Genomic DNA, 26,975 nt, shown 5'->3' on the forward strand with positions numbered 1-26,975 from the left:
GGCGTCCCGCACACGTGAACTTCCGCCGGCAATGTTGACGAACGGCCCACCCATGCACCGAAAATGTGGATGGGTGGGCCGTTCGTCAACATCGGTTCGACGTCTTGCGTCCTGCGGCGGACCGCCGTCTTCCACCCATCGGCGGATGGCCGTGTCGCCGGCGTTTATCACCAGGGTTTGGCGTTGCGGTTGGTGCCGCCCTCCGTCTTGGAAGTGTCGCTGGGCGTGTTGCTCACGTTGGCCTTCGAGCCCTGCGAGTTCTGCTTGAGCAGGCGGTCGATCTTCTCGGCCTCGGCGGTGTCCTGCGACGAGGCCTTGCCCGACTTGCCCTGCGTGGCCTTTGCGGCCGTGCCGTCGCTCGTCGACGTGTTGGTCTCGCGGCTCTTCTGCTTGTTGAGGTCGTCCTCGATCTGCTTCGTCAGACGTGCCGATTGCGCGGCGTTGTCGGCGATGGTCCGCCTCACCTGCGGCAGCTGCACGGCCGAAAGACCCTGCGCGTCGGCGAACTGCGCGTCGTTCTGCTGCTGTGCCTTCCGCAACGCGCCGAGATCGGGGGAGTCCTTGGCATAGTCGGCGATGGCGGCGTTGAGGCCGGCTACGGCCGTGTTGTTCGTGGACAGCGAACTGATGTTGAGCGCCGCTACCGCGGCGCCGGCCAGCATGAGCACGGCCAGGATCCCCAGTGCCGCGCGCACGGCCAACGGCGCGCGTGCGGCGCCGGCGGTGCGTCTCGCGCCCCTTCCCGTATCTTTGGCGCTATCTTTGGCGCCCGGGTTCTTGGCGTTCCGATTCACAGCAGCCTCCTTGAGGTTCGGGCCCAGTCCACGGCCTCCCATGCGAGCAGCAGCGTCAGCAGCATCGCGAACGGCCACACCAGGGGAACGACACGTTCACGGTCCTGATGCGTGTTCGCCATGCGATAGTCCTTCGACGTCGTGTCCGCGTCCTGCGCGCCGAGCGTCCGACTGGCGTCCACATGCACGTATGAGCCGCTCATCTCGTCGGCGATGGCCTTGAGGCTCTTCTCGTCGAGCATCGACACCCCCGGCTGCCTGGTCGTCGGATCGGTGACGAACCGATTGGCCTGAATGGCGCCGGTGTTGTCGATCTGCGGTATCCTGCCGCCTTTGGCCGAGCCCACACCCACCGTCACGGCGTCGTCGGCATAGGCGCGCAGCGAGGAGAACGTCCGTCGGGTCTTGGTGCTGGTCTGTTCCCCGTCGGAGATGTAGTAGACCAGCATCGTGTCGTCGGGGTGCTGGTCGTGGGCGCTTTTCATCGTCGTCAGCAGCGGATCGATGGCCTTGTCGAGGTTCGAGCCGGCCGAGGACGACGTCGGTTCCAGGGTCAGTGCGTCAGCCCAGTTCGTAATGGCCCGCGCGTCCGGGGTCAGCGGGACGTCGAGCGTTCCGGAGGTGCCGAAGCCGACGGCGGCGAAGCTCGCGTCGGGATACAGCCGGGTGATGTCGGCGACGGCCCTGCGCGCCGCCTCGATGCGCGTGATCGTCTCCGACGATCCGTAATGGGCGTCGGAGACCGCCATCGATCCGGTGATGTCCACGGCGATGAACACGTCGGTCGCGTTGACGGCCTTGCTCTGCGTGACCCGTACCGTGCCCGGCGTGACAAGCATGACGGCAATCGTGACCGCGGCAAGCATTCGACGTACGTACGTCGCCTTCGTGGCATCCACGTGCCGGCGGCCTGCCATCCACATCACATGCCCCACGGCGGCCGCGATGACGAGCACGGCCAGCAGGGGCGAGATGATCCACCCGAACACGGGGGAGAGCGTCAGTCCGTTCAGATTCATCGTTGCAGCCTCCCCGCCGTCAGCAGGAATCCGAGGAACAGCACCACGATGACGGGGAGCCAGTACTGCGGGGCGTCCACGAGATTCGATTGGTTCCGTTTCTCGTCGTCGGCATGGCGTTGGTTCTCGATGGTCCGCACCAGGGCCGACACCGACGAATCGCCGCCCTGGGTGAGGAACGTTCCGCCGTGGGATTCGATCTGGCTCTTCATCTCCAGCGTGGTCTGCTCGCCGTTCGTTGAAACCGGTCCCGAATACAGGCCGTCCACCACGATTCCCGAACGCTTCGTCAGGTCGAGCGCCTTGCCCAGCTGATACGTCGGCGTGCCGGAAAGCACGTTGTCTGTCGCCAGCACGATGGACGCGTTGCGGTTCGTGTTCGCGGAACCGCCCGCGGCGGTGAACTCCGGCAGCATGGCGGCGCAGCTGACCAGTCCGTCACCGATGAGCGAGGTCACGTTCTTGCGGTTCTGCGTGCCCTCGAGCCAATCGGAGACCTGCTGGTACTGCTCGTCGCTCATCTTGTCGATGCTCTCCTGGTCGACCACGCCCTTGAGGATCGTGTTCGCGTAGGACAGCTGCTTCTCGACCAGGTCGTAGTCGTCGGTCAGCGGGAACACCGTGCGCGACGTCGAGTTAAAGATGCTCAGACCGATGCGCTCCCCCTGGAAATGCTGGATGAGGTCGAGATACGTGGCGATGACCTCGCGGTCGTACGGCAGCGTGGAGCCGGAGACGTCAAGGCACAGGATGATGTCGCGGGTGGAATTGCTGCTGGATTCCGAATCGATGCGCGACGGCCTCGCCGCCAGCGTGACGGCGGCGATCAGGCCCAGCGTCAGCAACGTCACGGCGACGCGGTTGAGCAGCCGCCATCGTCGCCACTGCGCGGCGACGTATTCGGTCTCCATGTCATCGTCGAGGTTCCACACCTGCGCATCGGCGTCGCCGCCATCACGGCGCGGGGCGTCGCGACGGGCAAGCCCCAGGAGGAGCAGTGCGCCCACCGCCATGACGACGAGGCCGATCAGGACCCACGGCCACTGGAACGTTATCCATGATGACGTCATGCGCGCCACCTTTCCACAAGCCTGGCGACCCATCCGGCGGCATCGTCGACCGACGCGTCCGCATGGACGTGGGTGAACGGTCCGGCGAATTCCGGCGGATACAGCGCCGAGATGGTCTGACGCAGCAGGTCGAGACCCTGGCCGTTGCCGCGGGAGCGCGGCAACGTGCGCAGTTCCGCAAGCGTATGGCTGGTGACGTCCCTGCCAAGACGGGACGACGCGAACCGGCGCGCGATGCCGGCCAGCTCACTGAATGCATCGTCCTCGTCGATCGCACCGGCATGGAAGCGGTCGCGGACGTCGTTAATCAGGCGCAGCCATTCGTCGTTTCCCGTCGACCGACGGTGCACGCCGCCCGGCGCGGGCGCGACGCGGCGCGGGCGGCCCAGCAGCGCCACCACGATGCACAGCAGCACCGCCACGACCGCCAACGCCACGGCCGCGACGACGAAGGGCCTGACATCCGTCGGACTCACCGGCGCGAACTTCTGCGCCGCGAGCGTCAACGAACCAAGTCGAGACATCACGACAATCCTCCTGACGTATCCATGGCCGTCACGTCGCCGGCGCCCGCGGGCGGTGCCTGACGGAACCCGCCCCGCGCCAACGTCGTGGAGACGAGGGACACGAACTCATCGAACATGGCGTCGCTCGAGGCGCCGCGTATCATCGTCGAACCGTTTTTCACGACCTCGCGTGCGGCGGCCGCGGCCTGGAACTCGCGATGGACGTCCACGCTGGACGCGACCTTCCGCGTCCTCATGAACGCGGGAACGCGGCGGCCGTCACGCGCATCGACGACATGGTCGAAGCGGTCGGTAAAGGCGAACGGGTTGATGGTCGACACATTCACCGTGATGATGGGATGGGTCTGCGCCAGCGTCCGCAGCCTGCGGGCGCGCTCACCGGTCCACACGGCCTCGTCCGTGGCCAGCACTACCAGCGACCGGCGGTTGCGTATCCGGCCCGCATAGTCGATAAGCGCATCGAAATTACGGGGACGAACGAAATCGCGGTCGAGCAGACCGTCGAACACATGCTCGAACTTGGCGAAACCGCCATTGAACGGCACCCGCGTGATATGCGAGTCGTCGCCAAGCACGATGGACAGGTCGTCGCTGCGTCGCAGCGACAGCATGGCGAACATGCGCAGCGCGTTGGCGGCCACGTCGATGGCACGCTCCCCGCTCGGACACGCGCCCGTCATCTCCCGGCCGACGTCGAGCAGCAGCCAGACGTTGCCATTGCTTTCCCGCTCCTTGTCGATGATCATCGGACGGCCTGCGCGGGCGCTCGCCTTCCAATCGATGAGGCGGGCCTCCTCGCCGGGCTCGTACGGGCGGATGTCGAGATAGTCGTAGCCGGTTCCCCGCCGGGCCGCAGGATGCTCGCCCTCCAGCACGCCCAGCGCCTTGATGACGGTGGGCAGGCTGAGCCGGGTCCCCAGCGATTCGATCTTGCGACGAATCGGGTCGCCTGACCTGGGCGGTGCGATCATGGTACGGGAACCGCCTCAAGCATCGAGTCGATGACCTGATCGGCGTTCACGCCCTCGGCCAGCGCCTCGAACGTTAGCAGTATGCGGTGGCGGAACACCTCGTGCGCGAATACCTTGATGTCCTCCGGCACCACATAGTCGCGGCCCGACATCAGGGCGTGGGCCTGGCCGATGCGCACCAGCGCGATGGATGCACGGGGGCTGGCGCCAAGGCGGACCAGACTGGACAGGCCCTTGATGGGACGGGGACCGCCGCCGCGGCTGGTCTGCGCAAGCTCGACGGCGTACTTCATGATCGGCTGGGACACATGGACCCTGCGGGCGCTCGCACGCAGGAACTCCACGTCGGCGATGGAGATCGCCGTGGGGTCGACCATGACGTCCTGCTGGTCGGTGCCGCGGCGGGTGAGCAGGTCCAGCATGGCGATCTCGTCGTCCTCGGTGGGGTAGGACAGCACCGTCTTCATGTAGAAGCGGTCCATCTGGGCCTCGGGCAGGTTGTAGGTGCCCTCCTCCTCGATGGGGTTCTGCGTGGCGATGACCATGAACGGCCTCGGCAGGAGGATGCGCTCGCCGCCGATGGTGGTGGCGCCTTCGGCCATGGCCTCGAGCATGGCCGACTGGGTCTTGGCCGAGGAACGGTTGATTTCGTCGAGCAGCACGAGGTTGGCGTGGATCGGGCCGATCTGCGTGCTCATCTTCTGGGTGGAGAAGTCGAAGATCTGCGTGCCCACCAGATCGGAGGGCATGAGGTCGGGCGTGCACTGGATGCGCTTGAACGTGCCCGAGACGGAGGTGGCCAGAATCTGCGCGGCCGTGGTCTTCGCCAGGCCGGGGACGGATTCGATGAGCATGTGCCCGCCGGCGACCAGGGTGACGATCAGGGATTCGCGCAGCGTCTCCTGGGCCACGAGGCCCTGGGTGAAGTGCTGGCGGATGCGGTTGGTCAGGTCCTGCACGTGCTGCAGGTCGTCGCGCGAAACCGTGCCGCCGCCCGGCGTCGTGATCGGGGTCATCGGCAGGTCGGCCGGTTGCTGTGAAGGTCGGGGTGGGAATAAAGCCATGCAGTCCACTGTAACGTGCCGCGTGACTTTTCACATGGCATAAGCGTGCGGCGAACCCGGGGCCCGCCCCCGTCCGCATCCGACGCTGTGGACTGCCGTCATGTCCGTGGCCGCGACGGGGACGGTTATGCCCCGGCGGCGGGCAGCGACCAGTCCACGGGTTCGGCCCCCATGGAGACCAATGCCTCGTTGGCTCGGGAGAACGGCTTGGATCCGAAGAATCCGTATCGCGCCGACAGCGGGCTCGGATGCGGCGACTTGATGATGACGGCGTGCTTCAGCAGAGGTTCGAGCGTCTGCGCCTGACGTCCCCACAGAATCGCGACCAGCGGTCGGAGATTGCCCTCGTCGTCGGTGCGGGAGTCCAGGGCTTGGATGGCGGCGTCGGTGACCTGTTCCCAGCCCTTGCCGCGGTGGCTGGCGGGCTTGCCGACCTGCACGGTGAGGCACCTGTTGAGCAGCATGACGCCGCGCTGCGTCCAGGGGGTCAGGTCGCCGTTCGCCGGCCGGGGCACATGGACGTCGTCCATCAGCTCCGTGTAGATGTTGCGCAGGCTTCCCGGAATCGGGCTGACCCTGGGGTCGACCGAAAAGCTCAGTCCCACGGGATGCCCCGGGGTGGGGTATGGGTCCTGGCCCACGATGAGCACCTTGATGGAATCGAAGGGAATGGTGAACGCGCGCAGGATGTTGTGGCTCGCCGGCAGATACCGGCGTCCCTGCGCCAGCTCGCCGCGCAGGAAATCCCCCATGGCGTGGACCTGCGGCTCCACGTCGGCAAGTGCATGGGCCCAGCCGGTTTCGACGAGCTCGTCGAGATTCTTGATCGTCATGGACCCCACTGTAGGACATGCCCGCCGATATCGGACGTCCCTTGAACTACGATGGGGACAGACATACATCCGACGGGGGATTCGACCATGGCGCTGGTACACTGTGGTTGTTGAAACGAGCGGTTGTCGCAGATGCAAGAGGAGTTCGCATGTCCGATAAGCAACACGGTGTCTATCCGGCCGATGAGTTCGACAATCCCTCGCAGGGGCCGGTCGGTCTTCACCGCGGGCCCCGCAGTCTTGCGTCCCGTGCGCTGCCGTATGTGATCGTGCTGCTGGTCGCCGCGGCGCTGGCGTTCGGGGTCTTCGCGTGGCTCTCCCACGCCAACTCCGGCTCGTCGTCGGAGGCGTCGCAGAGCACGTCGACGTCCGTCTCCTCCGCGGCGTCGTCCAAGTCGTCCAAGTCGGCGTCCGCGAAGACGTCCACGAAGTCCGCCACCAAGGCGGCGACGACGGCGAGCCAGACGCCGACCGCCACCGAGACGGCCACGCCCACGGCGACGCCGAGCACGACGACCCCGACCCCCACGGCGACCGTGAACAAGTCCACGTCCGTCACCGTGTACAACGGCACCCGCCGCTCCGGTCTGGCGGCGTCGAGCGCCACGACCCTGCGCAACGCCGGCTACGCGTCGGTCTCGGCGCGGAACCCCAGCAACCGCAATACGTTGCCGTCGACAAGCACCGTGTGGTATTCCTCCGCCGACGACGAGGCCACGGCCCGGGACATCGCATCCCAGCTCGGCATCTCCCAGGTGGCCCGGGTCGATGGCCTTGGCACCGGAGTCGCCGTCGTCCTCATGCAGTGACGTCCCCATGCGGTGAAGAGAGGTCCCGGACCCGTCCCGAACGCCGCTTTCGCGCGGTTCGTCAGGGATGATGTAACGAAAATTAACCTTTGCGATTATCGGATACGGGCGATGACGGCCTAGAATGGGTAGCTAGCGCGCGGCGAAGTGCGCGACCGTCGAACTCCATGATGTGCGGTTTTGTCATGCGTGGGGCGGTGTTGGTACAGCTACTATAAGGGAAGTTGTTATGGCAACGGGTACGGTAAAGTTCTTCAACGCGACCAAGGGGTATGGTTTCATCACTCCCGAGGAAGGCGGAGAAGACGTTTTCGTTCATTATTCGGCAATCAACGCTCAAGGGTATCGAACCCTGGATGAGGGGGACAAGGTCGAATACGAAGCGGAGAAGGGACCGAAGGGGATGCAGGCCACCAAGGTGACCAAACTCTGAACGGTTCCATGATGTAGTGGCCCCGATGCGCGGTGTGGTGTGAGGCGCGTCGGGGCTTTTTCATGCCTTTTTCACGCATTCCGCGCGTATTCGCTCGGCGAACAGTTGGCACTCTGCCTCCGAGAGTGCTAATCTCGCAGTTAGCACTCGAAGCGTGAGAGTGATAACGCGGCAGCTGACGGCCGGGTTCCTCGCGATCCGTGGACGGTGAATACGTAACACAAGCCATTTGGAGGAAATGACAACCATGGCAAAGATCATCTCTTACGACGAGGAAGCTCGCCAGGGAATGCTCGCCGGCCTCGACAAGCTGGCCAACACCGTCAAGGTTACGCTGGGTCCGAAGGGCCGCAACGTTGTGCTCGACAAGACCTACGGCGCCCCGACCATCACCAACGACGGTGTCTCCATCGCCAAGGAAATCGAACTCGATGATCCGTTCGAGCGCATCGGCGCCGAGCTGGTCAAGGAAGTCGCCAAGAAGACCGACGACGTCGCCGGCGACGGCACCACCACCGCCACCGTGCTCGCCCAGTCCGTGGTTCACGAGGGCCTGAAGAACGTGGCCGCCGGCTCCAACCCGATCGCCCTGCGTCGCGGCATCGAGAAGGCCACCGACGCCATCGTCAAGGAGCTCGTCGCCGCCGCCAAGGACGTCGAGACCAAGGACCAGATCGCCGCCACCGCCACGATCTCCGCCGCCGATCCCGAGGTCGGCGAGAAGATCGCCGAGGCCCTGGACAAGGTCGGCCAGGACGGCGTCGTGACCGTCGAGGACAACAACCGCTTCGGCCTGGACCTCGAGTTCACCGAGGGCATGCGCTTCGACAAGGGCTACATCGCCCCGTACTTCGTGACCAACGCCGACGAGCAGACCGCCGTTCTCGAGAACCCGTACATCCTGCTCACCTCCGGCAAGGTCTCCAGCCAGCAGGACGTCATCCACATCGCCGATCTGGTGATGAAGTCCGGCAAGCCGCTGCTGATCATCGCCGAGGACGTTGACGGCGAGGCCCTGCCGACCCTGATCCTGAACAAGATTCGTGGCACCTTCAACTCCTGCGCCGTCAAGGCTCCGGGCTTCGGCGACCGCCGCAAGGCCATGCTGCAGGATATGGCCATCCTGACCGGCGCCCAGGTCGTCTCCGAGGAGCTGGGCCTCAAGCTCGACTCCATCGACGCCACCGTGCTCGGCTCCGCCGCCAAGGTCATCGTCTCCAAGGACGAGACCACCATCGTCTCCGGCGCCGGCTCCAAGGAGGACGTGGCCGCCCGCGTCGCCCAGATCCGTGCCGAGATCGAGGCCACCGACTCCGATTACGATCGTGAGAAGCTGCAGGAGCGCCTCGCCAAGCTCGCCGGCGGCGTCGCCGTCATCAAGGTCGGCGCAGCCACCGAGGTGGAGGCCAAGGAGCGCAAGCACCGCATCGAGGATGCCGTGCGCAACGCCAAGGCCGCCATTGAGGAAGGCCTGCTGCCCGGTGGTGGCGTGGCCCTGATCCAGGCCGCCGCCAAGGCCGAGGGCGACGTCAAGCTCGAAGGCGACGAGGCCACCGGTGCCTCCATCGTCTTCCGCGCCATCGAGGCCCCGATCAAGCAGATCGCCGAGAACTCCGGCCTGTCCGGCGACGTGGTGATCGACAAGGTCCGTTCGCTGCCTGACGGCCAGGGCCTGAACGCCGCGACCAACACCTACGAGGACCTGCTGGCCGCCGGCGTCGCCGACCCGGTCAAGGTGACCCGTTCCGCCCTGCAGAACGCCGCCTCCATCGCCGGCCTGTTCCTGACCACCGAAGCCGTCGTGGCCAACAAGCCGGAGCCGCCGGCCGCCGCTCCGGCCGCCGGTGCCGACATGGGCTACTGATCGGCGGATGAACCCCGAGCAGGACATCGCCGATAGTGCTCGTATGCACTGACCGGTTCTGAACCGGTGAAGGGCTCCGACCCGTATGGGTCGGAGCCCTTTTCGTATTTCGTCGTATATCGCACGATGCTTCACATGGAATTGCGTATGGAATCCGGTGACGGGCCCCGATTGCGGGGGATTGCGGGGCCTCCGTCAGCCGGCGAACAGTCTCGCCGCCTGGGCCTCGGCGTCGGAATAGACCGTGGACGCCTGGGCCAGGGCGTTCTGGATGGACTCCAGCGAGGCCTCCATCTGCTGCTGGGCTCCCCGCCACTGCGCGGCAACCGACGCGAACTGCGATGACGCGCCTCCCGTCCATACGCTCTGCAGCTGGTTGAGATTGGCGTACATGCCGTTCACGGCCTCCCGTATCTGGCTGATGGAGGCGGAGACGGCGGCGCTTGACGACTGTATCTGTTCGGAATCCACTTGGTATTGCGGCATGGGCGTTCCTTTCGCTGGTAGGGTGATGTCGTGGTCCACGGTTTCCGCGCTATCGCGGAGCCGTTACAGTTGAGGGTATGGAAAGCAATCAGATGGAGCCAAGTGTTATGGGGAATGTTGACGGACGGGGCACCCTCGCGAGGAGAATGTGGATGAATGCGGCCCACGCCGCGCGGGTGTGGATGCTCGTGGCGTCGCTCATCATCGCGGCCATGGCCGGCGGGGCCGCGGTCCCTGCCGGTTATGCCGCCGACTCGTCGTCCACGCCGTCGGCGTCCGCCACGTCGTCCGGCTCCTCGTCTTCATCGTCCTCGTCCTCGGGCGATGCGGTGACCGTCACCGATAACATCACCGACACCGAGAACCTGCTCGGCGACAATCTCGGCAAGGTCTCCGATGCCCTTGACCGGGTGAAGAAGGAGGACGGCGTCACCGTCAAACTCATGTTCCTGCCGAAGTTCGTGGAAGGCAAGGACCCGAACGAATGGGCCAAGGAGGTGCTCAAGGCCACGAATCCCGCGCCGAACACGGTGCTGCTGGCCGTCGCCTCCGAGGACGGCAACCTCGTCGTGGCGGTCTCGGCCAATTCCGACGACTGGCTGAGCAGCAAGGAGTCGGTCGACTCGCTGTCGAAGGCCGCATGGGCGCCGCTGAACGAGGACACTCCCGACTGGTCCGGCTCGGCGATTGCGCTGGCCACGCAGATATCCGCATTGAAGAAGTCGTCCTCGTCTTCGCGGTTCAGCACCGTGGGCATCATCGTCTTCGTGATTGCGCTCGTGGCGCTTGCCGCGGCCGCCACGGCGTTCGTCGTCATCCACCGTCGCCGCAAGGCGCGGGTCGACAGGCAGCTCGCCCGTCGAGAGCGTCGTCGCTCCGCGCGCCGCAATGCGGGTCCGGCAAATGATCCGGCCAACGGTTCGGCCGGCGGTCCCGATGCCACCTCGTCCAATGATTCAACGAACGATTCAGCGGACATTCAGGAAACATCCAGTACCGAGGGTCATGCTTAAACCATGAGCAAATCCATTGAAGCATCCATTGTTGTTGTCGACGACGAGCCGTCCATCCGTGAGCTGCTGGTGGCTTCGCTTCATTTCTCCGGTTTTGAAGTGCATACCGCAGCTTCCGGCTCCGAGGCCATCGAGGTCATCGAAAAGACCGAACCGGATCTTATCGTGCTTGACGTCATGCTGCCGGACATCGACGGCTTCACCGTCACCCGCCGCATCCGCCAGGAGGGCATCGATGCGCCGGTGCTGTTCCTGACCGCCCGCGACGACACCCAGGACAAGGTCATGGGCCTGACCGTCGGCGGCGACGACTACGTGACCAAGCCGTTCAGCCTTGAGGAGGTCGTCGCCCGAATCCGCGCGATCCTGCGTCGCACGCGCGAACAGGTCGAGGACGATCCCATCATCCGCGTCGCCGACCTTGAAATCAACGAGGACTCGCACGACGTCACCCGCGCCGGCCAGGTCATCGAGCTGAGCCCCACCGAATACAAGCTGCTGCGCTACCTCATGGACAACGAGGGCAGGGTGCTGTCCAAGGCTCAGATCCTCGACCACGTGTGGCAGTACGACTGGGGCGGCGACGCCGCGATCGTGGAATCCTACATCTCCTATCTGCGCAAGAAGGTGGACGGCATCACCTACACCGATGAGAACGGCGAGACCCGCAAGGTCGATCCGCTCATCCAGACCAAGCGTGGCATCGGCTACATGATCCGTTCGCCGAAGTCGGCTCCGGGGGCGTGACCCTCGTGGGCGGTATGGCACAGCCCGGCACCCCTGTCCATCCGGGTGCCGGCCAGCCGGGATGCGCCGGCGCGGGCCAGGTGGCCGGGAACGTTCGGCAGACGAAGAAGGGCAACTGGCTGACGCACCGTCTGGACGCCGTGTCCCTCTCCACGAAGCTGATATCCATCATCCTCGTGCTGCTGCTGGTCAGCGGGGGCATCATCGCGTTCGCCGTGCGGCAGCTGGTGAGCGCATACATCATCGACAAGACCGACACGCAGCTTTCCCGGCAGTCGACGCTGGTGCTCAACAGCATCAGCGAGCTGCAGCAGTCCGACAACTTCGGCACGCTGGGCCTCATCGACTACTACGTGCAGATTCGCGACTCCAACTTCAACATCACGTCCACGCCGGTCGTGCCCAAGCTCTCCGACAACGTCATCTCCGAGCCGGTGCTGCCGGTCTCGGGCAGCAGCGGCGGCGTCGAATTCAACAAGCCGTACACCACGGCGGCGCGCGTGCAGCTGTCGTCGGGAAGCGACGTGAGCCGCACATCCCTGCAGATGGCCTCCGCGCCGTGGCGCGTGATCGCCGTCAAATGGAAGATGAACGGCAACGGCACCACGCCGGCCACCACGGGCGTGGCGTTCATCGCGCTGTCATTGCACGACATGCAGGACACGCTGTCCATCATCACCAAATACTTCCTCGTCGTGGGCATCGCCATCATGGTGTTCGCCACCGTCATGGCCACGCTTGCGATAGACCGGACGTTGCTGCCGCTCAAACGCATCGAGAAGACCGCCGCGAAGATCGCCAACGGCGACCTGTCCCAACGCGTTCCGCCCGCCCCCGAGAACACGGAGGTCGGCTCGCTCTCCTCGTCGCTCAACCAGATGCTCTCACGCATCGAGCACAGCTTCCACGAGCAGCAGGAGACCACCGAGAAGATGAAGCGGTTCGTCTCCGACGCCAGCCACGAGCTGCGCACGCCGCTCGCCGCCATCCACGGCTACGCCGAGCTGTACAAGATGCAGCGCGAATACCCCGGCGCGCTCGAACGCGCCGACCAGGCCATCGACCACATCGAGAAGTCGAGCACCCGCATGGCGAGCCTCGTGGAGGACCTGCTCTCGCTTGCCTGCATGGACGAGGGCCGCGGCGTGAACATCAACCAGAAGGCGAAGCTTCACGAGATCGTGGCGGAATCCGCCGAGGACCTCCATGCACTCGACCCGGGGCGTTCCATCCGGCTCGGCGGCATCACCGTCGCGGGCGGGGACGCGCCTCTGGTGGCCGGCGACGGGGAGCGGCCCATGCCCGCGCATCTGGCGTTCGTGCCCGGCAAGGTCGAGAACGTCACGCTGCAGGGAGACCCGGCCCGTCTGCGTCAGGTCATCACGAACATCGTGGGCAACATCCACCGCTACACGCCGGCGGATTCGCCCGTGGAGATGGGCATCTCGGTGGTGCCGGCGTCGCTGCATCTGGTCGACCTGGGCAAGATGCCCTCCACCGACGTGTCGCTGGACCAGTTCATCCAGGCGGCGCAGGTGGCCGCATCCACGGGTTCCGGCCGACGCTACGCCGTGCTGCAGGTCATCGACCATGGCCCGGGCATGCCGGGCAAGGCCAGGCAGAAGATCTTCGAGCGCTTCTACACCGCCGATCCCTCGCGCGCCCGCGAAAAGGGCGGCACCGGCCTCGGCATGGCCATCGCGCAGTCCGCGGTCAAGGCCCATCACGGACTGATCTGCGCCTCGGAGACGTTCAACGGCGGCCTCACCTTCACCGTGATCATTCCCATGCCCGACGAGGCGCCTCAGGCGCCCGCGTCATCCGACGGCGTAGCGCCGGCGAAGGCGTAGGATATAATAATCCTTTGGCATTGCGGGGCGGAGACGCTTCCGCCCCGATACGGGTAGAGAAGTTTGTTTGTATCAGTGAGGTGTGAGTAGATATGCCCAGCGGAAAGATTCGTTGGTTCGACGCGAAAAAAGGCTACGGTTTCATCACCGATGACGACGGCAAGGACGTGTTCCTGCCGTCTTCGGCCCTTCCTGCCGGCACCACCAACCTGCGCAAGGGCACCAAGGTGGAGTTCTCGGTGGTCGACGGCCGCAAGGGCCCGCAGGCCATGGGCGTGACCCTGGTCGGCCCCATGCCGTCCATGGTCAAGGCCGCCCGTCCCAAGCCGGACGACATGGCCGCCATCGTCGAGGACCTCATCAAGCTGCTGGACGCCGCGGGCAACGGCCTGCGTCGCCACCGCTACCCCTCGCCCGCCGAATCGAAGAAGCTCGCCACGCTGCTGCGCGCCGTGGCCGACAACTTCGACGTCCAGGATTGATGACCAGCCGTGACCGATAACGTGAATGAAGGTGCCGCGATGAACGCAACCGCTGAAGATCCCCGTTCCCTCGCCCGGGCCGTGGCCTGCGAGGTGGCGGACGAGACGTCGCACGTCGGCGATTTCCTGGGTTCCACGGAGCTCGGGGACGGCGTCAGCGACTTCAGGTTCGCGTCCAATATCGTCGGATACGAAGGCTGGCAGTGGTCGGTCACGCTGTACCACGACGTCGAGCGGGACGCATGGACGGTGAACGAGTCATCGCTGGTCCCCGGTGAGGATTCGCTCATGCCGCCGAAGTGGATTCCCTGGAAGGACCGTCTGCTGCCGACCGACCTGGCGGTGACCGACGCACTGGGAACCGAGCCCGACGACCCGCGTCTCGAAGACGGGGAGGAGGCGCTGAAGGCCGTCGAGGAGAGCATCGGGGAACACGGCGCGAAGCCCGCGGCCGCCTCCGCCGAGCCGACGGAGGATCCGACCTCGACTTCGGAGCCGGCAGAGACACCGCAAGATGAGGATGACGTCAAGTCGGAGGAGCCGACGGATGACGCCGGGCAGTCGTCGGAGAAGACCGACTCCGAAGGCAACGGCGACGCCGATACGACGGCGGACACCGACGCCGCGAAATCCGCCGTGAAGGACGAGCTGGCGCAGACGGCGGCCATCGCTAAGGAGTTCGAGCTGTCCCGTCGCCGCGTGCTCACGCCGTTGGGCCGTGCCCAGGCGGCGCAGCGCTGGTATTCCGGACCGCACGGACCCAAGTCCCTCTCCACCAAGACCGCCGATGGCCTGGCCTGCCAGACCTGCGGCTTCTTCGTGCCGCTTGCCGGCGAACTGAACCTGATGTTCGGCGTGTGCGCGAACAAGTGGAGTCCCGACGACGGACGCGTGGTCTCGCGCGATCATGGCTGCGGCGAGCATTCGGAGATCGAGCCGCCGGAGCCGAGCAGCCTGTGGATCCAGTCCAAGCCGGCGTTCGACGACATGCACATCGACATCGTGCGACAGGCGCCGCGTGAGGAACGCGGCGACGTGGAGGCCATGGAATCAGCCGGAAAGCCTCGTTTCGACGACGCCGGCCATTATCTCGGCGTCAAGGCCGGCGACGTCGTATTGTTCCATTCCCAGATGCCCGAACGCGAACAGGCGTAGGAACGGCCATACGCCGGCTCCGAACCGTCGAAAAACGGGCCGTCGTCCATGGGATCGAATCCATGGACGACGGCCCGTTCGTATGTTCACCGCATGCATTCGCCGGTTCTCGGACGGCGGCATCCGGCCTCGGGCGCCGTATGCCGCCGAATGCCAGTCAGTGCACCACGGTGACGGTGCATTCGGCGTCGTTGAGCACCTGCGAGGAGACCGACCCGAGGAAATGCGCGTCAAGGCCGGAAAGACCTCGCGTGCCGACCACGATCTGATGCGCGTAACGGGATGCGCTCACCAGACCCTTGCCCGCCGAGATATGGAAGGCGCTGGGACGCACGTCGATGGATTCGGGGATATCCGCCTCGGCGAGCGTCTTGCGCAGAATCTCCTCGGCGCGCTGCTGGCCCTCGGCCACCGACGGCACCGTCGTCTCGAAACCGGGCATCCTGCCGAGGTCCTTCATCTGCCAGCAGAACAGCACATGAAGCGGACGGCCGTCGATGGCCGCCGCATGGGCGGCGAACCGCAGGGCGCGCTGCGCCCCCTTGGAACCGTCGATGCCCACGACGACCGGCAGATGACGTTCCGGCCCCCTGACGGTGTCATCGACGGCATCGGGATTCAGTGTTCGGGCGATGGCATCCTGCATGGAGGTTTCGGAGCCCTTGGCCCCGGCACGCACGACGGTCACCGGCACCTTGGCCTCCTCGGCCAGCGAGGACGACATGGAACCGAGGAACCACCGGGCCACCCGTCCCAGCGAGCGGCGTCCCACCACGATCTGCTCGGCGTACGAGCCGATCTGCAGCAGCGCCGCAGAGCCGGACGCCTTCACCGACGTGAGCTTGAGGTTCTCCGGATTGAAGTCGATGCCTTCCGAGGCCTCGTCGACCCACGAGCGCAGCGTCCTGGTGATCTGCTTGCGGACGGTCTTCCAGGCCTCGTCGCTGTCGGGTTCCGAGCCGACATCCCACGAATGGGTCCAGCCGAATACGGCGTTCACCTGCTGGCCGGTCTTGCCGGCCTCGATCAGTGCCCACTTGAGTGCCGCGAATGATTCCTCGGAGCCGTCGACGCCGACGACGATGTCCTTCAGCCGGCCGTCTGCGGCATCGCCGGTCTGCACCCTGCCCTCGTTGGCATGAATGTGTTCAGCGGTCATGACACACCTCCTGATGGTCGTAACGATTCCAGCATAGCCGACCGCAGCGGGAATGTGGGGTATATCAATTTCCGTTCACAGCGCAATATATGGGCGCCGAGGAATGTTCGTCACAGCAAATCGGTAGAGTGATACAGAGTTTTATTAGGGAGGACAAGCATGTTCGAACGGTTTACCGACCGTGCTCGTCGCGTCATCGTGCTCGCTCAGGAAGAGGCACGCGCGCTGCAGCACAACTACATCGGTACTGAACACCTGCTGCTCGGCCTGATCCGCGAGGGCGAAGGCAACGCCGCCAAGGCGCTGGCCTCCAAGGGAGTCGAACTCGACGCCACGCGCAAGCAGGTCGAAGAGATGATCGGCAAAGGCAACGCCGCTCCGAACGGGCACATTCCGTTCACGCCGCACGCCAAGCAGGTGCTGGAGCTCAGCCTGCGCGAGGCGCTGCAGCTGGGCCATAGCTACATCGGCACCGAGCACATCCTGCTCGGCCTGATCCGCGAGGGCGAAGGCGTGGGCACCCAGGTGCTCATCAAGATGGACGTCGACCTGGGCGAGTTGCGCACCGCCACCATCGACCTCATCCGCGGCAACCACGAGGGAGCGGACGGCGGCAAGGGCGATCTCGCCAACGCCGGTGGCGTGCAGAACAAGAGCAGCCAGACCGGTTCCGCCATCCTCGACCAGTTCGGTCGCAACCTGACCGTCGAGGCCGCCGAAGGCAAGCTCGACCCGGTCATCGGCCGTTCGGGCGAGATCGAACGCGTGATGGTCGTGCTTTCCCGCCGTACGAAGAACAACCCGGTGCTGATCGGCGAGCCCGGCGTCGGCAAGACCGCCGTCGTCGAGGGCCTGGCCCAGAAGATCAACGCGGGCGACGTGCCGGAGACGCTCAAGGGCAAGCAGATCTACTCGCTCGACCTCGGCTCCATGGTGGCGGGCTCCCGCTACCGCGGCGACTTCGAGGAACGCCTCAAGAAGGTGCTCAAGGAGATCAAGACCCGCGGCGACATCGTGCTGTTCATCGACGAGATCCATACCATCGTCGGCGCCGGTTCCGCCGACGGCGCGCTCGGAGCCTCCGACATGCTCAAGCCTATGCTGGCCCGTGGCGAGCTCCAGACCATCGGCGCCACCACCACCGAGGAGTACCGCAAGTACATCGAGAAGGACGCAGCCCTCGAACGTCGTTTCCAGCCCATCCAGGTGCATGAGCCGACGATCGCCGAGACCATCGAGATTCTCAAGGGTCTGCGCGAGCGCTACGAGAACCACCACCACGTGACCATCACCGACGGCGCGCTGCAGTCCGCCGCCGAGCTGTCGTCCCGCTACATCCAGGACCGTCACCTGCCCGACAAGGCCATCGACCTTATCGACGAGGCCGGCGCCCGCCTGCGCATCAAGCGCCTCACCGCGCCGCCCGAGCTCAAGGAGATCGACGCCAAGGTGGCGAAGGTCAGCGCCGAGAAGGACAAGGCCATCAAGGACCAGGACTTCGAGAAGGCCGCCGAACTGCGCGACCGTCAGGAGAAGCTCGAGTCCGAGCGCAAGGAGAAGGAGAAGGCCTGGCGCGAAGGCGAGTCCGACGTGTCGATGACCGTGGACGAGGACGTGATCGCCCAGGTGATCTCCTCCACCACCGGCATCCCCGTGTTCAAGCTCACGCAGGCCGAATCCAAGAAGCTGCTCAACATGGAGAAGGAGCTGCACAAGCGCATCATCGGCCAGGATGACGCGGTCACCGCGCTGTCCCGCTCGATTCGCCGCGCCCGTGTGGGCCTCAAGGATCCGAAGCGCCCCGCAGGCTCGTTCATCTTCGCCGGTCCCACCGGCGTGGGCAAGACCGAGCTGGCCAAGACGCTCGCCGAGTTCCTGTTCGACGACGAGGACGCGCTCATCCGCGTCGACATGTCGGAGTTCTCCGAGAAGTACGCCGCCTCGCGACTCTTCGGCGCGCCTCCGGGATACGTCGGCTACGAGGAGGGCGGCGAGCTCACCGAGAAGGTGCGCCGCAAGCCGTTCTCCGTGGTGCTGTTCGACGAGATCGAGAAGGCCCATCCGGACATCTTCAACACGCTGCTGCAGGTGCTGGACGACGGCCATCTGACCGACGGCCAGGGACGCAAGGTGGACTTCAAGAACACCATCATCATCCTGACCACCAACCTCGGCACCCGCGACATCGCCAAGGCCGCCAACACCGGCTTCAACGTGGGCGGCAACACCGAGACCAGCTACCAGCGCATGAAGGACCAGGTGAGCTCCGAACTCAAGCAGCAGTTCCGCCCCGAGTTCCTCAACCGTCTGGACGACATCATCGTGTTCAAGCAGCTCACCGAGCCGCAGGTGCGCCAGATCGTCGACCTCGATATCAAGCGCCTCAACGACCGTCTGTTCGAGCGTCACATGTCCATCGAGCTGACCGACAAGGCCAAGGACCTGCTTGCCGAGAAGGGCTTCGACCCGCTGCTCGGCGCACGTCCGCTGCGCCGCGTCATCCAGCGCGACATCGAGGACGCCATCTCCGAGAAGATCCTGCTCGGCGAACTCGGCGACAACGAGGCCGTGGAGGTGGACTCCCAGGGCGAAGGCCTGCTGGGCGAGTTCACGTTCACCGGCAAGCCGATCCTCGACGCCGAACCTGCCAAGGCCGATGACGCCGACGCCGACAAGGCCGAATCGGCCGAGCCGGAGCCGGTGGGCGCTGCCGTCGAAGGCGACAAGCCCGCCGAGGAGTAAGTCTCGGTAAAAAAAAATAAGCTCCCCTGATCAGGGGAGCTTATTTTGTATATGCGGGAACGGATTATACCAGCGGCGCCACGAACAGCACGGCAAGATACGCCGCGCAGAACACGGTGAAGACGCCGTCGCGCCACGACAGCCGCAGCAGACGGTAATGCGTGCGGCCGGCGCCGCCCTCATAGCAGCGGGCGTCAAGCGCCAGACCAAGATTCTCGGCATGGCGCAGCGCGCCGGCGAACACCGGCACGATGATGGCCGTCAGCGCACGAAGCCGCTGCAACGGGGCGCCGGATTCGATGCTGCCGCCGCGCGCCGACTGTGCGTCGACGATGGCCTTCGTCTCACCCGTCAGCGTGGGGATGAACCGCAGCGCCAGACTCATCACCAGTGCGATCTCGCCGGTATGCACGCCGAACCTGTGCAATGGCCTGAGCAGCGCCTCGAACGCGTCGGTCAGCCGCGTCGGCGTGGTCGTGAGCAGCAGCACGGCTCCCAGCACCACCACCAGCGCAAGACGCCCGGCGTAGACGACTGCCGTCCAGACGCCGTCGTCGGTGATGGGAACGGGACCGAGATACGCCAGCGGCGTGCCGGTGCGTACGAAGAAGATGTTCAACGCGCTCATGATGACGAACAACGCCAGAAACAGCCGTACCGAATGCAATACGGCGACGGGATTAAGCCGCGACGCCGCCAGCACGACGCCGACCGCGACGGCGGCGATGCCGAGCTGCACGGGCGTTCCGATGGCGAACGCCGTGAACATCAGCACCAGCGTCAGCACCATCTTCACACGGGGGTCAAGCCGCGCAACGAAGGACGTGTTGTTGTCCCGGCCGTCGGCGTCCGGTGGCTCGACCCCCTCGGCCCGACGTTCGCCGGACGGCTCCCCCTGCCAGGGGGAGCCGGAAGGGGAGTGATCGGCGACCTCGCCATCGACCAGTTCGACCACACGGTCGGCCAACGCCGCCTCCGCCCCGTCGTGCGTGACGATGATCACCGTCACACCCTGCGCCTTCAGATCGTCGAGCAGACGATGGATGCGCGCCGTCGCATCCACGTCAAGACTGCTCGTCGGTTCGTCCATGATGAGAATCCTCGGCCGGCAGGCCAGAATCCCGGCGATGGCCACCATGCGCTGCTGGCCGCCGGAAAGACCGAACGGCGAACGGTCGGCAAGGTGACCGATATGCAGCGCGTCGAGCGTCTGCTCCACGCGTGCGGCAAGCTCGTCGCCGGAAAGACCGAGATTGCTTGGTCCATATGCCACATCCTCGGCCACGGTCTCGGCGAACAGCTGGCGCTCGGGATGCTGCATCACATAGCCGACGACGCCTCGCAGCCGACGACGGTCGCGCTTGCCCAAGGGCCTGCATCGTCTGCCTGCGTTCCTGGCCACGGCGATGCCATCCACGGTGATGTCGCCGCCGGACGGCGTCTCCAACGCGCACAGGAGGCGGGTGAGCGTGGACTTGCCGCCGCCGTTGCGGCCCATGACGGCCACGGTCTCGCCGGCGCCAATCGTAAGGTTCACGTCGCGCAGCACCGGATGGTCATGGTCGTAGGCGAACGAGACATGCGACATCGCAATGATGGGGGAGATGTTTGCGATACCGCGAATGCCTGAGACGGTATCGGTGCGCGGGGAGTCGTCCCCCTCAGTCCGACGTTCGTCGGCCAGCTCTCCCTGCCAGGGGGAGCCATGGGACGAAGATGCCGTGCCGCCGATCTCGGGGTTCTGCCGGAGGAAGCCGGAAGAGAATGCGTCCTCCACGATTCGGCCATCGCGCATCACGATGACCCTGTCGGAGGCGACCGCCTCGGCGGCCGAATGCGTGATATGCACGATCGCCGTGCCCTGCGCATGCAGATCGTGCAGCACGGTCATGATCTCCGCACGGCCCGATTCGTCAAGCATCGCGGTCGGCTCGTCCAGCACCAGCATGCGCGGCCGCATGGCCAGCATACCGGCGATGGCCACCCGTTGCTGCTGACCGCCGGACATCCGCGTCGGATCGGCGGCGCCGAAACCACCCATATCCACCTGACACAACGCCGTATCGACACGCTCGCCGATACGTTCATGCGGAACGCCGAGATTCTCCGGCCCGAACGCCACGTCGTCGTCGACTATCGTCGTGACGATCTGATCCTCCGGATTCTGGAACACCGCGCCGATGCCATGCCGGGCCTCGCGATACCGGTCGGCATGCGCCTCGCCATCGAACACGACGCGGCCGAACAAGGTCACGGTGCCGGAATCCGGCGCGGCAAGCGCGGCGATGATGCGGCCCAACGTCGACTTTCCCGAACCGTTGGCGCCGACGACGGCGATGCGCTCGCCGGCGTGAATCGTCAGACCGACGCCATCGACCGCCCAGGAGGCGCCGTCGTCATAGCTGAATCGGACGTCGTCGAGCGCGACGATGGGGGAGTCGGTGCCATTCACAGGAGAATCGGGGCCTTTCTTATATCGGTATATACAAAATTCGTCGGAACATCCGGGGACCCGGAATGTTCCGACGAACATCATCCAGACGGATCGTCAGGTATCGTTCGATACCGTCGATTCTACTTGCGCAGCAGGTTGGCGATGGGCTTGTAGACGAGGAACGTCACCACGCCGTGGATGGCGAACTTCAGCAGGTTGAACGGCAGCAGGATCGGCACGATCATGGCGGCCACCTGCGCCACCGTCATATGCGCGTAGATGGGCGTGATCACCAGGTTGCCGCCGATCGCCACGGCCAGCGCCAGCACGGCGCCCAGCAGGATGCCGGCCACAGCGCCCTTGCGCGAGCGCCAGCGGCGGTACACCAGCGAGGCCGGCACGCTCAGCGCCAGTGCCACGCCGACGGCCATCAGCGTGCCCCACGGGTCGCCGAACAGATGCGGCGCGAAGCCAAGCACGCTGACGATCGCCGCGGCGGAAGGGCCGAACGCGAAGCCGGCGATCAGGCAGACGATGCCGGACGGATCGTACTTGAGCCACGGGGCCGCCGGGAAGATGGGCAGCTCGATGAAGCTCGTCACCATGGTCAGCGCCACGAACAGCGCGTAGACCGCGATGCGCCTGGTGGACCAGCGGCCGGAATCGGCGACGCCGGTGGCATGGGAACGATTGGACGATGCCCGATTGGACGATGCGGAAGATGAAGAAATGCTCATGGGAGCCCCTCGTTTCTTTCATCCGGACTATACCGTTGGCTCCGGAATCCCACCGGATCAGCCGCCTTCGCGGGTCGCGGGCTGTGGCCGGCGCGAACCGCCGCATGCCATCACCGCCAGTAGGGAATTGCACCCTGCCCTGAAACTTGCGTCTCCGACTGTATCACGGCGGATGCCCGTACGGCGCGGAATCGTGCCGAAAACGGCCGCTCTTCGCTATACGAGGATTGTATGGCCCGCTATCGGGGCGTCGGCCTCCAACGTTTTTCGCCGCCAAGTGCCACAATGGGGCGTATGACTGCCGAGAAAACCATGAAAAACGTAACGAGCAAGCTTGCCATCGTCGTGGTGACCTACAAGCGACAGGAGCTGCTGAAGACCCTGTTCTCGTCCTTCCTCGCATCGACCATCGCGCCGTGGCGCATCGTGATCGTGGACAACGAGCATTCCGACGAGACGAAGTCCATGGTCCGGGAATTCTCCGACAAGGTGACCGCCCAGTGGGGCAAGACCATCGCCGACACCGACGGCAACCTCGAACGCGTGGTCTACGCACCGCAGACCGACAACCTCGGCGGAGCCGGCGGCTTCTCGGCCGGCGTGAAGAAGGCCTATGAGCTCGGCGCCGAATGGTTCTGGGTCATGGACGACGACGTCGCCATCGAACCCGACGGCCTGGCCAAGCTCGCCAAGTGGATGCCCGACCACGATGTGATCCAGGGCAGCCGATACGACTACGATGGCGGCCCGTTCTACTGGCAGTACCATTTCATCGTGCCGCTGGGCATCCCGAACCCCATCGCGCCGGCGGCGTTCGGCCCGGCCGGATACCGTGTGATGAACACCATGTGCTTCGAAGGCGGCCTGTTCCGCCGCAACATCGTGGAGAAGATCGGCTTCCCCGATCCGCGTTTCTTCATCTACTGGGACGACACCATGTACGGCTACCTCGCCAGCAAGGTGACCAACCCCATCGTCATCCCCGACCGTGTGATGCGTCGCACACGCGAGATAGGCAACTGGGACATCGCCGGCCTGCGCCAGCTCAACTCCACCTCCGACATGAACCGCTACCACATCCTGCGCAACCGCGGATACATGGCCCGCTACTTCATGGCCCACGGCGACTACCGTGGTTTCTGGTTCGGCGTCGGCACCGTCGCGACCATCGCCAAGGAAATCATCCGTCTCGTGGCCGTCGACCGCGGACACATCGGCAGCGGACTCAAGCAGATCTTCCGCGGTTGGTGGGATTCGCACAAGCTGCTGCACGACCCCGATTGGCAGCCCATGCCGCCGCTGAAGCCGTCGCAGAAGTAGGACGGCGGAGCCGCATCATGCATTTTTCCTCTAGGGTGGATGGGTCTCGGCCGAATGCGATTTCGATGGCGGAGGCGCGGTGCCGGCGCGACGGCGTCGCGCTGACGAAGCTCAACGACTCGAACCCGACCCGTCACGGACTGGCGCCGGCGTTGGTGCCGGGCGTGTACGAGGCGAATCCGCGCGGGCCGCTCGCCGCCCGACGGGCGCTCGCCGAATTCCTCGCGGCCGGCGGAATCGACCGACCTGTCGAAGAGGCCCGCGCCGTCGACCCGGAGCGGCTGTACCTGCTCAGCTCCACGTCGGAGGCGTATTCGTGGCTGATGAAGCTGTTGTGCGACCCCGGCGACGCCGTGCTCGCCCCCAAGCCCGGATATCCGCTCATCGAATCCATTGCGCGGCTGGAGAACGTGGAGACCATCGAATACTCGCTGATGTTCGACGGCTCGTGGTTCTTCGACCTTTCGCGCATCGAGGAGATCCTCGACTCCGACGAGGGCGCGCGCATCCGCGCCATGGTGCTCATCAACCCGAACAACCCGACCGGATCATACGTGAAGCCGGAGGAGCGTCGCCGGCTGGTGGCGATGTGCCGCGAACACGACGTGGCCATCATCGCCGACGAGGTGTTCTTCGGCTACGCCCTCGAACCGTTCGACGGCAACGCGCGGCTCGCGGGGGAGTCCGGCGTGCTCACGTTCGCGCTCGACGGGTTCTCGAAGATGCTCGCCGCGCCGCACGCCAAGGTCGGATGGATAGAGGTCTCCGGTCCCGGGTCCGACGTGGCCGAGGCGCAGGCGAGGCTCGACGTGATCGCCGACGACTTCCTGCCGATGAGCGACATCATCGCCGAACGCATCCCCGACCTGCTCGCCGCCGCGGCCGGCCAGACCGCCCGCGTGCGCGAGCGTACGCGCGGCAATCTCGCGCGGCTGCATGAGCTGCTCGATGCCGACCCGTTGGGCGTGACGAGCGTGCTGCGCGCCGAAGGCGGCTGGAACGTGCTGCTGCGCTTCCCCTCGAGCATCGACGAAAGCGAGCTCGTGCTCTCGCTGATCCGCGACCATCGGGCCACCGCGCAGCCGGGGTTCTTCTTCGACATGACCTCCAACGGGTATCTGGCGGTGTCGCTGCTGCCTGAGCCCGACGTGTTCGAGGCGGGAATCCGCGCCGTGCTCTCCACCATAGGCGAGATGCTCGGCGAATAGCGGCGCATCGCTTTTCTTCCGCGTGTCGCATGGTCCAACGCTGCCGTAGAATATTTATCGCAGATAGTTATCAGATATAAATATCTATCATAAGTAAATAAGTCGTATATGGTGGAAGGCATGGATATCAACCTGCTCGACAGGATTCTGCACGCCATGGACGAGGCCGGCTCCGTACGGACGCTGGTCCCCGAACTGCCCAAGGGCGTCCGGCCGGTGCATCTGCGGGTGCTCGACGCACTCAGCCGCACCCGCGGCGACGACGGATGCGCCCGCGTCTCCGACATCGGCGACGCGCTCGACATGCGCATGCCCAACGTCACGCGCGCCGTGCGCGAGATGACCGACCTCGGTCTGCTCGACAAGACGGCCGACCCGTCCGACCGTCGCGTGGTGCTCATCCGTGCCACGCCGACCGGGGAGGGGTATATACGCCGATACGTCGTCGGCGTGCGCCAGCGCGTCGAGACCGAACTCATGGCAACCGTGAGCGAGGAGGACATCGACTCCATGATCGCCACCATCGACGCAGTGAAAGCCGCGGTCGGCAAGGCCTGCGGACGATAACCGCACAATCCCGAACATGACTGCCGCGCGAGAGGCCCGCCGGCGCCTGGGCTCCCATGCCCCGGCCCCCAAAGCCTCCCTGCGCGGGCGAAGCCATGTCCGGAAGGCGGTGCGATCAGAAGGAAGAAACGGATTATGGCCGAAACCCGGCATGATGATATGAACCGCATGAAGGCCCGCGTGGACGTGAGGCACCCCGCGCTGGTGATGCTCGGACTGTACTTGGGCGCGTTCCTGGGCATGCTCAGCGAAACGTCGATGAACATCGCGCTGCCCAGCCTCATGGAGGCGTTCGGCGTGAGCGCCGGCACCGCGCAGTGGCTGGTCGTCGGCTACATGCTCGTCATCGGCGTGGTGTTGCCGTTCGTCGGTCTCCTGCTCAAGTGGTTCCGCGCCAGGACGCTGCTCATCGTGGCGTTGGGCGCGTTCCTCGTCGGCTCGCTGATGTCGGGCTTCGCGCCCACGTTCGCGCTGCTGCTCGCCGGCCGCATGGTCCAGGGCGTCTCCACCGGCCTGGTGCTGCCGATGATGTTCTCCGTGCTGCTCGAGGTGTTCCCCAAGAACAAGATCGGCGCCGCCATGGGCCTCACCACGCTCATCATCATGTTCGCGCCGGCCGTCGGCCCGACCCTCTCAGGCTTCTTCATCGGCGTGCTCAGCTGGCGCTGGATCTTCCACTTCTTCGCCATCGTGGCGGCCGTGGCCCTGCTGTGCGCCATCGCGTTCATGGTCAACCCGTATGAGCTCACCCGCCCGCGCATCGACGCGTTCAGCTGCGCCACGTCCGTCGTCGGCTTCGGCGGCCTTGTGCTCGGCGTGAGCCTCGTCAGCGAATTCGGCCTCTCCCCGGCGGTCGTGGCCATCCTCGTGGTCGGCGTCGTCGCCGTGGCGCTCTATGGCCGCCGCCAGCTGAGGATGGACGTGCCGGTCATCAACCTGCGCGCCTTCGCCATCCCGCAGTTCACCACCGGCGCCATCGTGGTCATGATGAACTTCGGCATCACCCTGTGCGCCATGTACCTCATGCCGCAGGAGATCCAGGATGGCATGGGCATCCCCGCCGCCATGGCCGGCCTCGTCATGCTGCCCGGCGGCGTCGTCAACGCCGTGGTGTCGCTGCTTTCGGGCCGTCTCTACGACGTCATCGGCCCGAAGATCCTCGTACGCTCCGGCCTTGTCGTCTCCGTCGTCGGCCTGGGGCTGCTCATGGCCGCCGGCACCGACAGCTCCGTGCCCTACATCATCGCCGCGCACGTGGTGCTCATGATTGGCGTGCCGCTCACCATGAGCCCCGCCCAGTCCACCGCGCTCGCCGCCCTGCCGCCGCAGCTGGCGACCGACGGCAGCACCATCCTCAACACGATGCAGCAGGTGTGGGGCGCCATCGCCACCGCCGTAGCCACCGTGCTGCTCGGCGCCGGCCAGTCCTCCGCCGTGCGTGCGGGCGCCGGCCACGCTCAGGCGTTCGTCACCGGCTCCCGCTTCGGCTTCGCGTTCGCGGTGGCGCTGGCCGTCGTCGGATTCGTGGCAGCGCTGCGCATCACGTCGCTCAGCGGCCTGACCCGCGCCGAGAAGGTGCCGGACGTCGAGGTCCGCGACCTCAAGGCGGGCAAGGCCGCCAAGCCGGCCGTCGCCCGCGAACGCCGCGCCTGACGGCCGTCGCCGTCGGAACGCAACTGACGAATGTTGCA

Annotated in this window: 24 protein-coding genes and 1 riboswitch; of the genes, 13 read left to right on the forward strand and 11 right to left on the reverse strand. The window is 65.6% G+C overall.

All coding sequences use genetic code 11. The annotated features are described in order from the left end of the window. Positions 1-167: 167 nt before the first annotated feature. The 7 genes from GFD18_RS07450 to GFD18_RS07480 all read right to left on the reverse strand — a co-directional run bounded on the left by GFD18_RS07450 (position 168) and on the right by GFD18_RS07480 (position 6,278). Positions 168-794 (reverse strand): DUF6466 family protein, encoded by a 627-nt coding sequence (locus tag GFD18_RS07450; RefSeq protein WP_163199031.1) that lies wholly within the window; start codon positions 792-794, stop codon positions 168-170. Further along, positions 791-1,807 (reverse strand): vWA domain-containing protein, encoded by a 1,017-nt coding sequence (locus GFD18_RS07455; RefSeq protein ID WP_163199473.1) that lies wholly within the window; start codon positions 1,805-1,807, stop codon positions 791-793. The genes GFD18_RS07450 and GFD18_RS07455 overlap by 4 nt, the downstream gene beginning before the upstream one ends. A 2-nt stretch (positions 1,808-1,809) precedes the next feature. Continuing rightward, on the reverse strand, positions 1,810-2,883 hold the full coding sequence (locus GFD18_RS07460) for a VWA domain-containing protein (protein ID WP_163199032.1): 1,074 nt from the start codon (positions 2,881-2,883) through the stop codon (positions 1,810-1,812). Next, positions 2,880-3,410 carry a hypothetical protein gene (locus GFD18_RS07465; RefSeq protein ID WP_163199034.1) on the reverse strand — a complete coding sequence of 177 codons (531 nt, stop codon included), beginning with the start codon at positions 3,408-3,410 and terminating at the stop codon, positions 2,880-2,882. The genes GFD18_RS07460 and GFD18_RS07465 overlap by 4 nt, the downstream gene beginning before the upstream one ends. Continuing rightward, entirely contained in the window at positions 3,407-4,381 is a 975-nt protein-coding gene (locus GFD18_RS07470) for a DUF58 domain-containing protein (RefSeq protein WP_163199036.1), read from the reverse strand. Before GFD18_RS07470 ends, GFD18_RS07465 begins: the two co-directional genes overlap by 4 nt. Beyond that, positions 4,378-5,445 carry an AAA family ATPase gene (locus tag GFD18_RS07475; RefSeq protein ID WP_163199038.1) on the reverse strand — a complete coding sequence of 356 codons (1,068 nt, stop codon included), beginning with the start codon at positions 5,443-5,445 and terminating at the stop codon, positions 4,378-4,380. Before GFD18_RS07475 ends, GFD18_RS07470 begins: the two co-directional genes overlap by 4 nt. Positions 5,446-5,570: 125 nt before the next feature. Continuing rightward, positions 5,571-6,278, reverse strand: a complete 708-nt coding sequence (locus GFD18_RS07480; RefSeq protein WP_163199039.1) for a uracil-DNA glycosylase — start codon at positions 6,276-6,278, stop codon at positions 5,571-5,573. Positions 6,279-6,427: 149 nt separating this feature from the next. Between GFD18_RS07480 and GFD18_RS07485 the strand changes: the two genes are divergently transcribed. The 3 genes from GFD18_RS07485 (at position 6,428) to groL (ending at position 9,384) form a co-directional block, all read left to right on the forward strand. Beyond that, positions 6,428-7,087: a LytR C-terminal domain-containing protein gene (locus GFD18_RS07485; RefSeq protein ID WP_163199042.1), complete on the forward strand. Its 660-nt coding sequence runs from the start codon at positions 6,428-6,430 to the stop codon at positions 7,085-7,087. Between the two features lie 229 nt (positions 7,088-7,316). After that, on the forward strand, positions 7,317-7,520 hold the full coding sequence (locus GFD18_RS07490; protein WP_163199044.1) for a cold-shock protein: 204 nt from the start codon (positions 7,317-7,319) through the stop codon (positions 7,518-7,520). A gap of 247 nt (positions 7,521-7,767) precedes the next feature. Beyond that, the gene (gene groL / locus GFD18_RS07495; RefSeq protein WP_100511548.1) at positions 7,768-9,384 is read left to right on the forward strand and encodes a chaperonin GroEL; all 1,617 of its coding nucleotides are present in this window, start codon (positions 7,768-7,770) and stop codon (positions 9,382-9,384) included. A gap of 195 nt (positions 9,385-9,579) precedes the next feature. Here groL and GFD18_RS07500 read toward each other — a convergent pair whose 3' ends face one another. Next, on the reverse strand, positions 9,580-9,870 hold the full coding sequence (locus GFD18_RS07500; RefSeq protein ID WP_163199046.1) for a WXG100 family type VII secretion target: 291 nt from the start codon (positions 9,868-9,870) through the stop codon (positions 9,580-9,582). A gap of 152 nt (positions 9,871-10,022) precedes the next feature. On the opposite strand from GFD18_RS07500, the gene GFD18_RS07505 reads away from it, so the two are divergent. The 5 genes from GFD18_RS07505 to GFD18_RS07525 all read left to right on the forward strand — a co-directional run bounded on the left by GFD18_RS07505 (position 10,023) and on the right by GFD18_RS07525 (position 15,117). Beyond that, positions 10,023-10,883 carry a TPM domain-containing protein gene (locus GFD18_RS07505; protein WP_163199048.1) on the forward strand — a complete coding sequence of 287 codons (861 nt, stop codon included), beginning with the start codon at positions 10,023-10,025 and terminating at the stop codon, positions 10,881-10,883. Positions 10,884-10,886: 3 nt separating this feature from the next. Further along, entirely contained in the window at positions 10,887-11,630 is a 744-nt protein-coding gene (locus tag GFD18_RS07510) for a response regulator transcription factor (protein WP_100511545.1), read from the forward strand. Between the two features lie 14 nt (positions 11,631-11,644). Continuing rightward, the gene (locus tag GFD18_RS07515) at positions 11,645-13,480 is read left to right on the forward strand and encodes a sensor histidine kinase (RefSeq protein ID WP_163228268.1); all 1,836 of its coding nucleotides are present in this window, start codon (positions 11,645-11,647) and stop codon (positions 13,478-13,480) included. 92 nt (positions 13,481-13,572) lie between these two features. Then, the gene (locus tag GFD18_RS07520) at positions 13,573-13,962 is read left to right on the forward strand and encodes a cold-shock protein (RefSeq protein WP_163199052.1); all 390 of its coding nucleotides are present in this window, start codon (positions 13,573-13,575) and stop codon (positions 13,960-13,962) included. A 39-nt stretch (positions 13,963-14,001) separates the two neighbouring features. Then, the gene (locus GFD18_RS07525; RefSeq protein WP_163199054.1) at positions 14,002-15,117 is read left to right on the forward strand and encodes a DUF3027 domain-containing protein; all 1,116 of its coding nucleotides are present in this window, start codon (positions 14,002-14,004) and stop codon (positions 15,115-15,117) included. A gap of 157 nt (positions 15,118-15,274) precedes the next feature. Here the strand turns inward: GFD18_RS07525 and GFD18_RS07530 are convergent, their stop codons facing one another. After that, positions 15,275-16,276: a universal stress protein gene (locus GFD18_RS07530; RefSeq protein ID WP_163199055.1), complete on the reverse strand. Its 1,002-nt coding sequence runs from the start codon at positions 16,274-16,276 to the stop codon at positions 15,275-15,277. 159 nt (positions 16,277-16,435) lie between these two features. On the opposite strand from GFD18_RS07530, the gene GFD18_RS07535 reads away from it, so the two are divergent. After that, complete coding sequence (locus tag GFD18_RS07535) at positions 16,436-19,018, forward strand: ATP-dependent Clp protease ATP-binding subunit (protein ID WP_163199057.1); 2,583 nt, start codon at positions 16,436-16,438, stop codon at positions 19,016-19,018. A gap of 64 nt (positions 19,019-19,082) precedes the next feature. Here GFD18_RS07535 and GFD18_RS07540 read toward each other — a convergent pair whose 3' ends face one another. Next, positions 19,083-21,470 (reverse strand): energy-coupling factor transporter ATPase, encoded by a 2,388-nt coding sequence (locus GFD18_RS07540; protein ID WP_318644508.1) that lies wholly within the window; start codon positions 21,468-21,470, stop codon positions 19,083-19,085. A gap of 122 nt (positions 21,471-21,592) precedes the next feature. Continuing rightward, complete coding sequence (locus GFD18_RS07545) at positions 21,593-22,189, reverse strand: ECF transporter S component (protein ID WP_163199061.1); 597 nt, start codon at positions 22,187-22,189, stop codon at positions 21,593-21,595. A gap of 6 nt (positions 22,190-22,195) precedes the next feature. Then, a riboswitch (FMN riboswitch) is annotated at positions 22,196-22,340 on the reverse strand. A 134-nt stretch (positions 22,341-22,474) separates the two neighbouring features. On the opposite strand from GFD18_RS07545, the gene GFD18_RS07550 reads away from it, so the two are divergent. The 4 genes from GFD18_RS07550 (at position 22,475) to GFD18_RS07565 (ending at position 26,937) form a co-directional block, all read left to right on the forward strand. Continuing rightward, a complete protein-coding gene (locus GFD18_RS07550; protein ID WP_191997353.1) occupies positions 22,475-23,509 on the forward strand; it encodes a glycosyltransferase family 2 protein in 1,035 nt (344 codons plus the stop codon). Between the two features lie 17 nt (positions 23,510-23,526). Continuing rightward, the gene (locus tag GFD18_RS07555) at positions 23,527-24,717 is read left to right on the forward strand and encodes a pyridoxal phosphate-dependent aminotransferase (protein WP_163199065.1); all 1,191 of its coding nucleotides are present in this window, start codon (positions 23,527-23,529) and stop codon (positions 24,715-24,717) included. Positions 24,718-24,837: 120 nt separating this feature from the next. Then, complete coding sequence (locus GFD18_RS07560) at positions 24,838-25,284, forward strand: MarR family winged helix-turn-helix transcriptional regulator (protein ID WP_163199067.1); 447 nt, start codon at positions 24,838-24,840, stop codon at positions 25,282-25,284. A gap of 135 nt (positions 25,285-25,419) precedes the next feature. Continuing rightward, the gene (locus tag GFD18_RS07565) at positions 25,420-26,937 is read left to right on the forward strand and encodes an MDR family MFS transporter (RefSeq protein ID WP_163199069.1); all 1,518 of its coding nucleotides are present in this window, start codon (positions 25,420-25,422) and stop codon (positions 26,935-26,937) included. The last annotated feature ends 38 nt before the right edge of the window (positions 26,938-26,975 follow it).

It is taken from the genome of Bifidobacterium saimiriisciurei (genome assembly GCF_010667655.1).
GTDB lineage: Bacteria > Actinomycetota > Actinomycetes > Actinomycetales > Bifidobacteriaceae > Galliscardovia > Galliscardovia saimiriisciurei.

Coding starts and splice junctions, on each gene's coding strand:
- GFD18_RS07545 (WP_163199061.1), bottom strand. CDS start 22,189: ATGAGCATTTCTTCATCTTCCGCATCGTCCAATCGGGCATCGTCCAAT.
- GFD18_RS07550 (WP_191997353.1), top strand. CDS start 22,475: ATGGGGCGTATGACTGCCGAGAAAACCATGAAAAACGTAACGAGCAAG.
- GFD18_RS07475 (WP_163199038.1), bottom strand. CDS start 5,445: ATGGCTTTATTCCCACCCCGACCTTCACAGCAACCGGCCGACCTGCCG.
- GFD18_RS07520 (WP_163199052.1), top strand. CDS start 13,573: ATGCCCAGCGGAAAGATTCGTTGGTTCGACGCGAAAAAAGGCTACGGT.
- GFD18_RS07560 (WP_163199067.1), top strand. CDS start 24,838: ATGGATATCAACCTGCTCGACAGGATTCTGCACGCCATGGACGAGGCC.
- GFD18_RS07535 (WP_163199057.1), top strand. CDS start 16,436: ATGTTCGAACGGTTTACCGACCGTGCTCGTCGCGTCATCGTGCTCGCT.
- GFD18_RS07555 (WP_163199065.1), top strand. CDS start 23,527: ATGCATTTTTCCTCTAGGGTGGATGGGTCTCGGCCGAATGCGATTTCG.
- GFD18_RS07515 (WP_163228268.1), top strand. CDS start 11,645: ATGGCACAGCCCGGCACCCCTGTCCATCCGGGTGCCGGCCAGCCGGGA.
- GFD18_RS07460 (WP_163199032.1), bottom strand. CDS start 2,883: ATGACGTCATCATGGATAACGTTCCAGTGGCCGTGGGTCCTGATCGGC.
- GFD18_RS07565 (WP_163199069.1), top strand. CDS start 25,420: ATGGCCGAAACCCGGCATGATGATATGAACCGCATGAAGGCCCGCGTG.
- GFD18_RS07530 (WP_163199055.1), bottom strand. CDS start 16,276: ATGACCGCTGAACACATTCATGCCAACGAGGGCAGGGTGCAGACCGGC.
- GFD18_RS07490 (WP_163199044.1), top strand. CDS start 7,317: ATGGCAACGGGTACGGTAAAGTTCTTCAACGCGACCAAGGGGTATGGT.
- groL (WP_100511548.1), top strand. CDS start 7,768: ATGGCAAAGATCATCTCTTACGACGAGGAAGCTCGCCAGGGAATGCTC.
- GFD18_RS07505 (WP_163199048.1), top strand. CDS start 10,023: ATGAATGCGGCCCACGCCGCGCGGGTGTGGATGCTCGTGGCGTCGCTC.
- GFD18_RS07480 (WP_163199039.1), bottom strand. CDS start 6,278: ATGACGATCAAGAATCTCGACGAGCTCGTCGAAACCGGCTGGGCCCAT.
- GFD18_RS07485 (WP_163199042.1), top strand. CDS start 6,428: ATGTCCGATAAGCAACACGGTGTCTATCCGGCCGATGAGTTCGACAAT.
- GFD18_RS07510 (WP_100511545.1), top strand. CDS start 10,887: ATGAGCAAATCCATTGAAGCATCCATTGTTGTTGTCGACGACGAGCCG.
- GFD18_RS07525 (WP_163199054.1), top strand. CDS start 14,002: ATGAACGCAACCGCTGAAGATCCCCGTTCCCTCGCCCGGGCCGTGGCC.
- GFD18_RS07470 (WP_163199036.1), bottom strand. CDS start 4,381: ATGATCGCACCGCCCAGGTCAGGCGACCCGATTCGTCGCAAGATCGAA.
- GFD18_RS07500 (WP_163199046.1), bottom strand. CDS start 9,870: ATGCCGCAATACCAAGTGGATTCCGAACAGATACAGTCGTCAAGCGCC.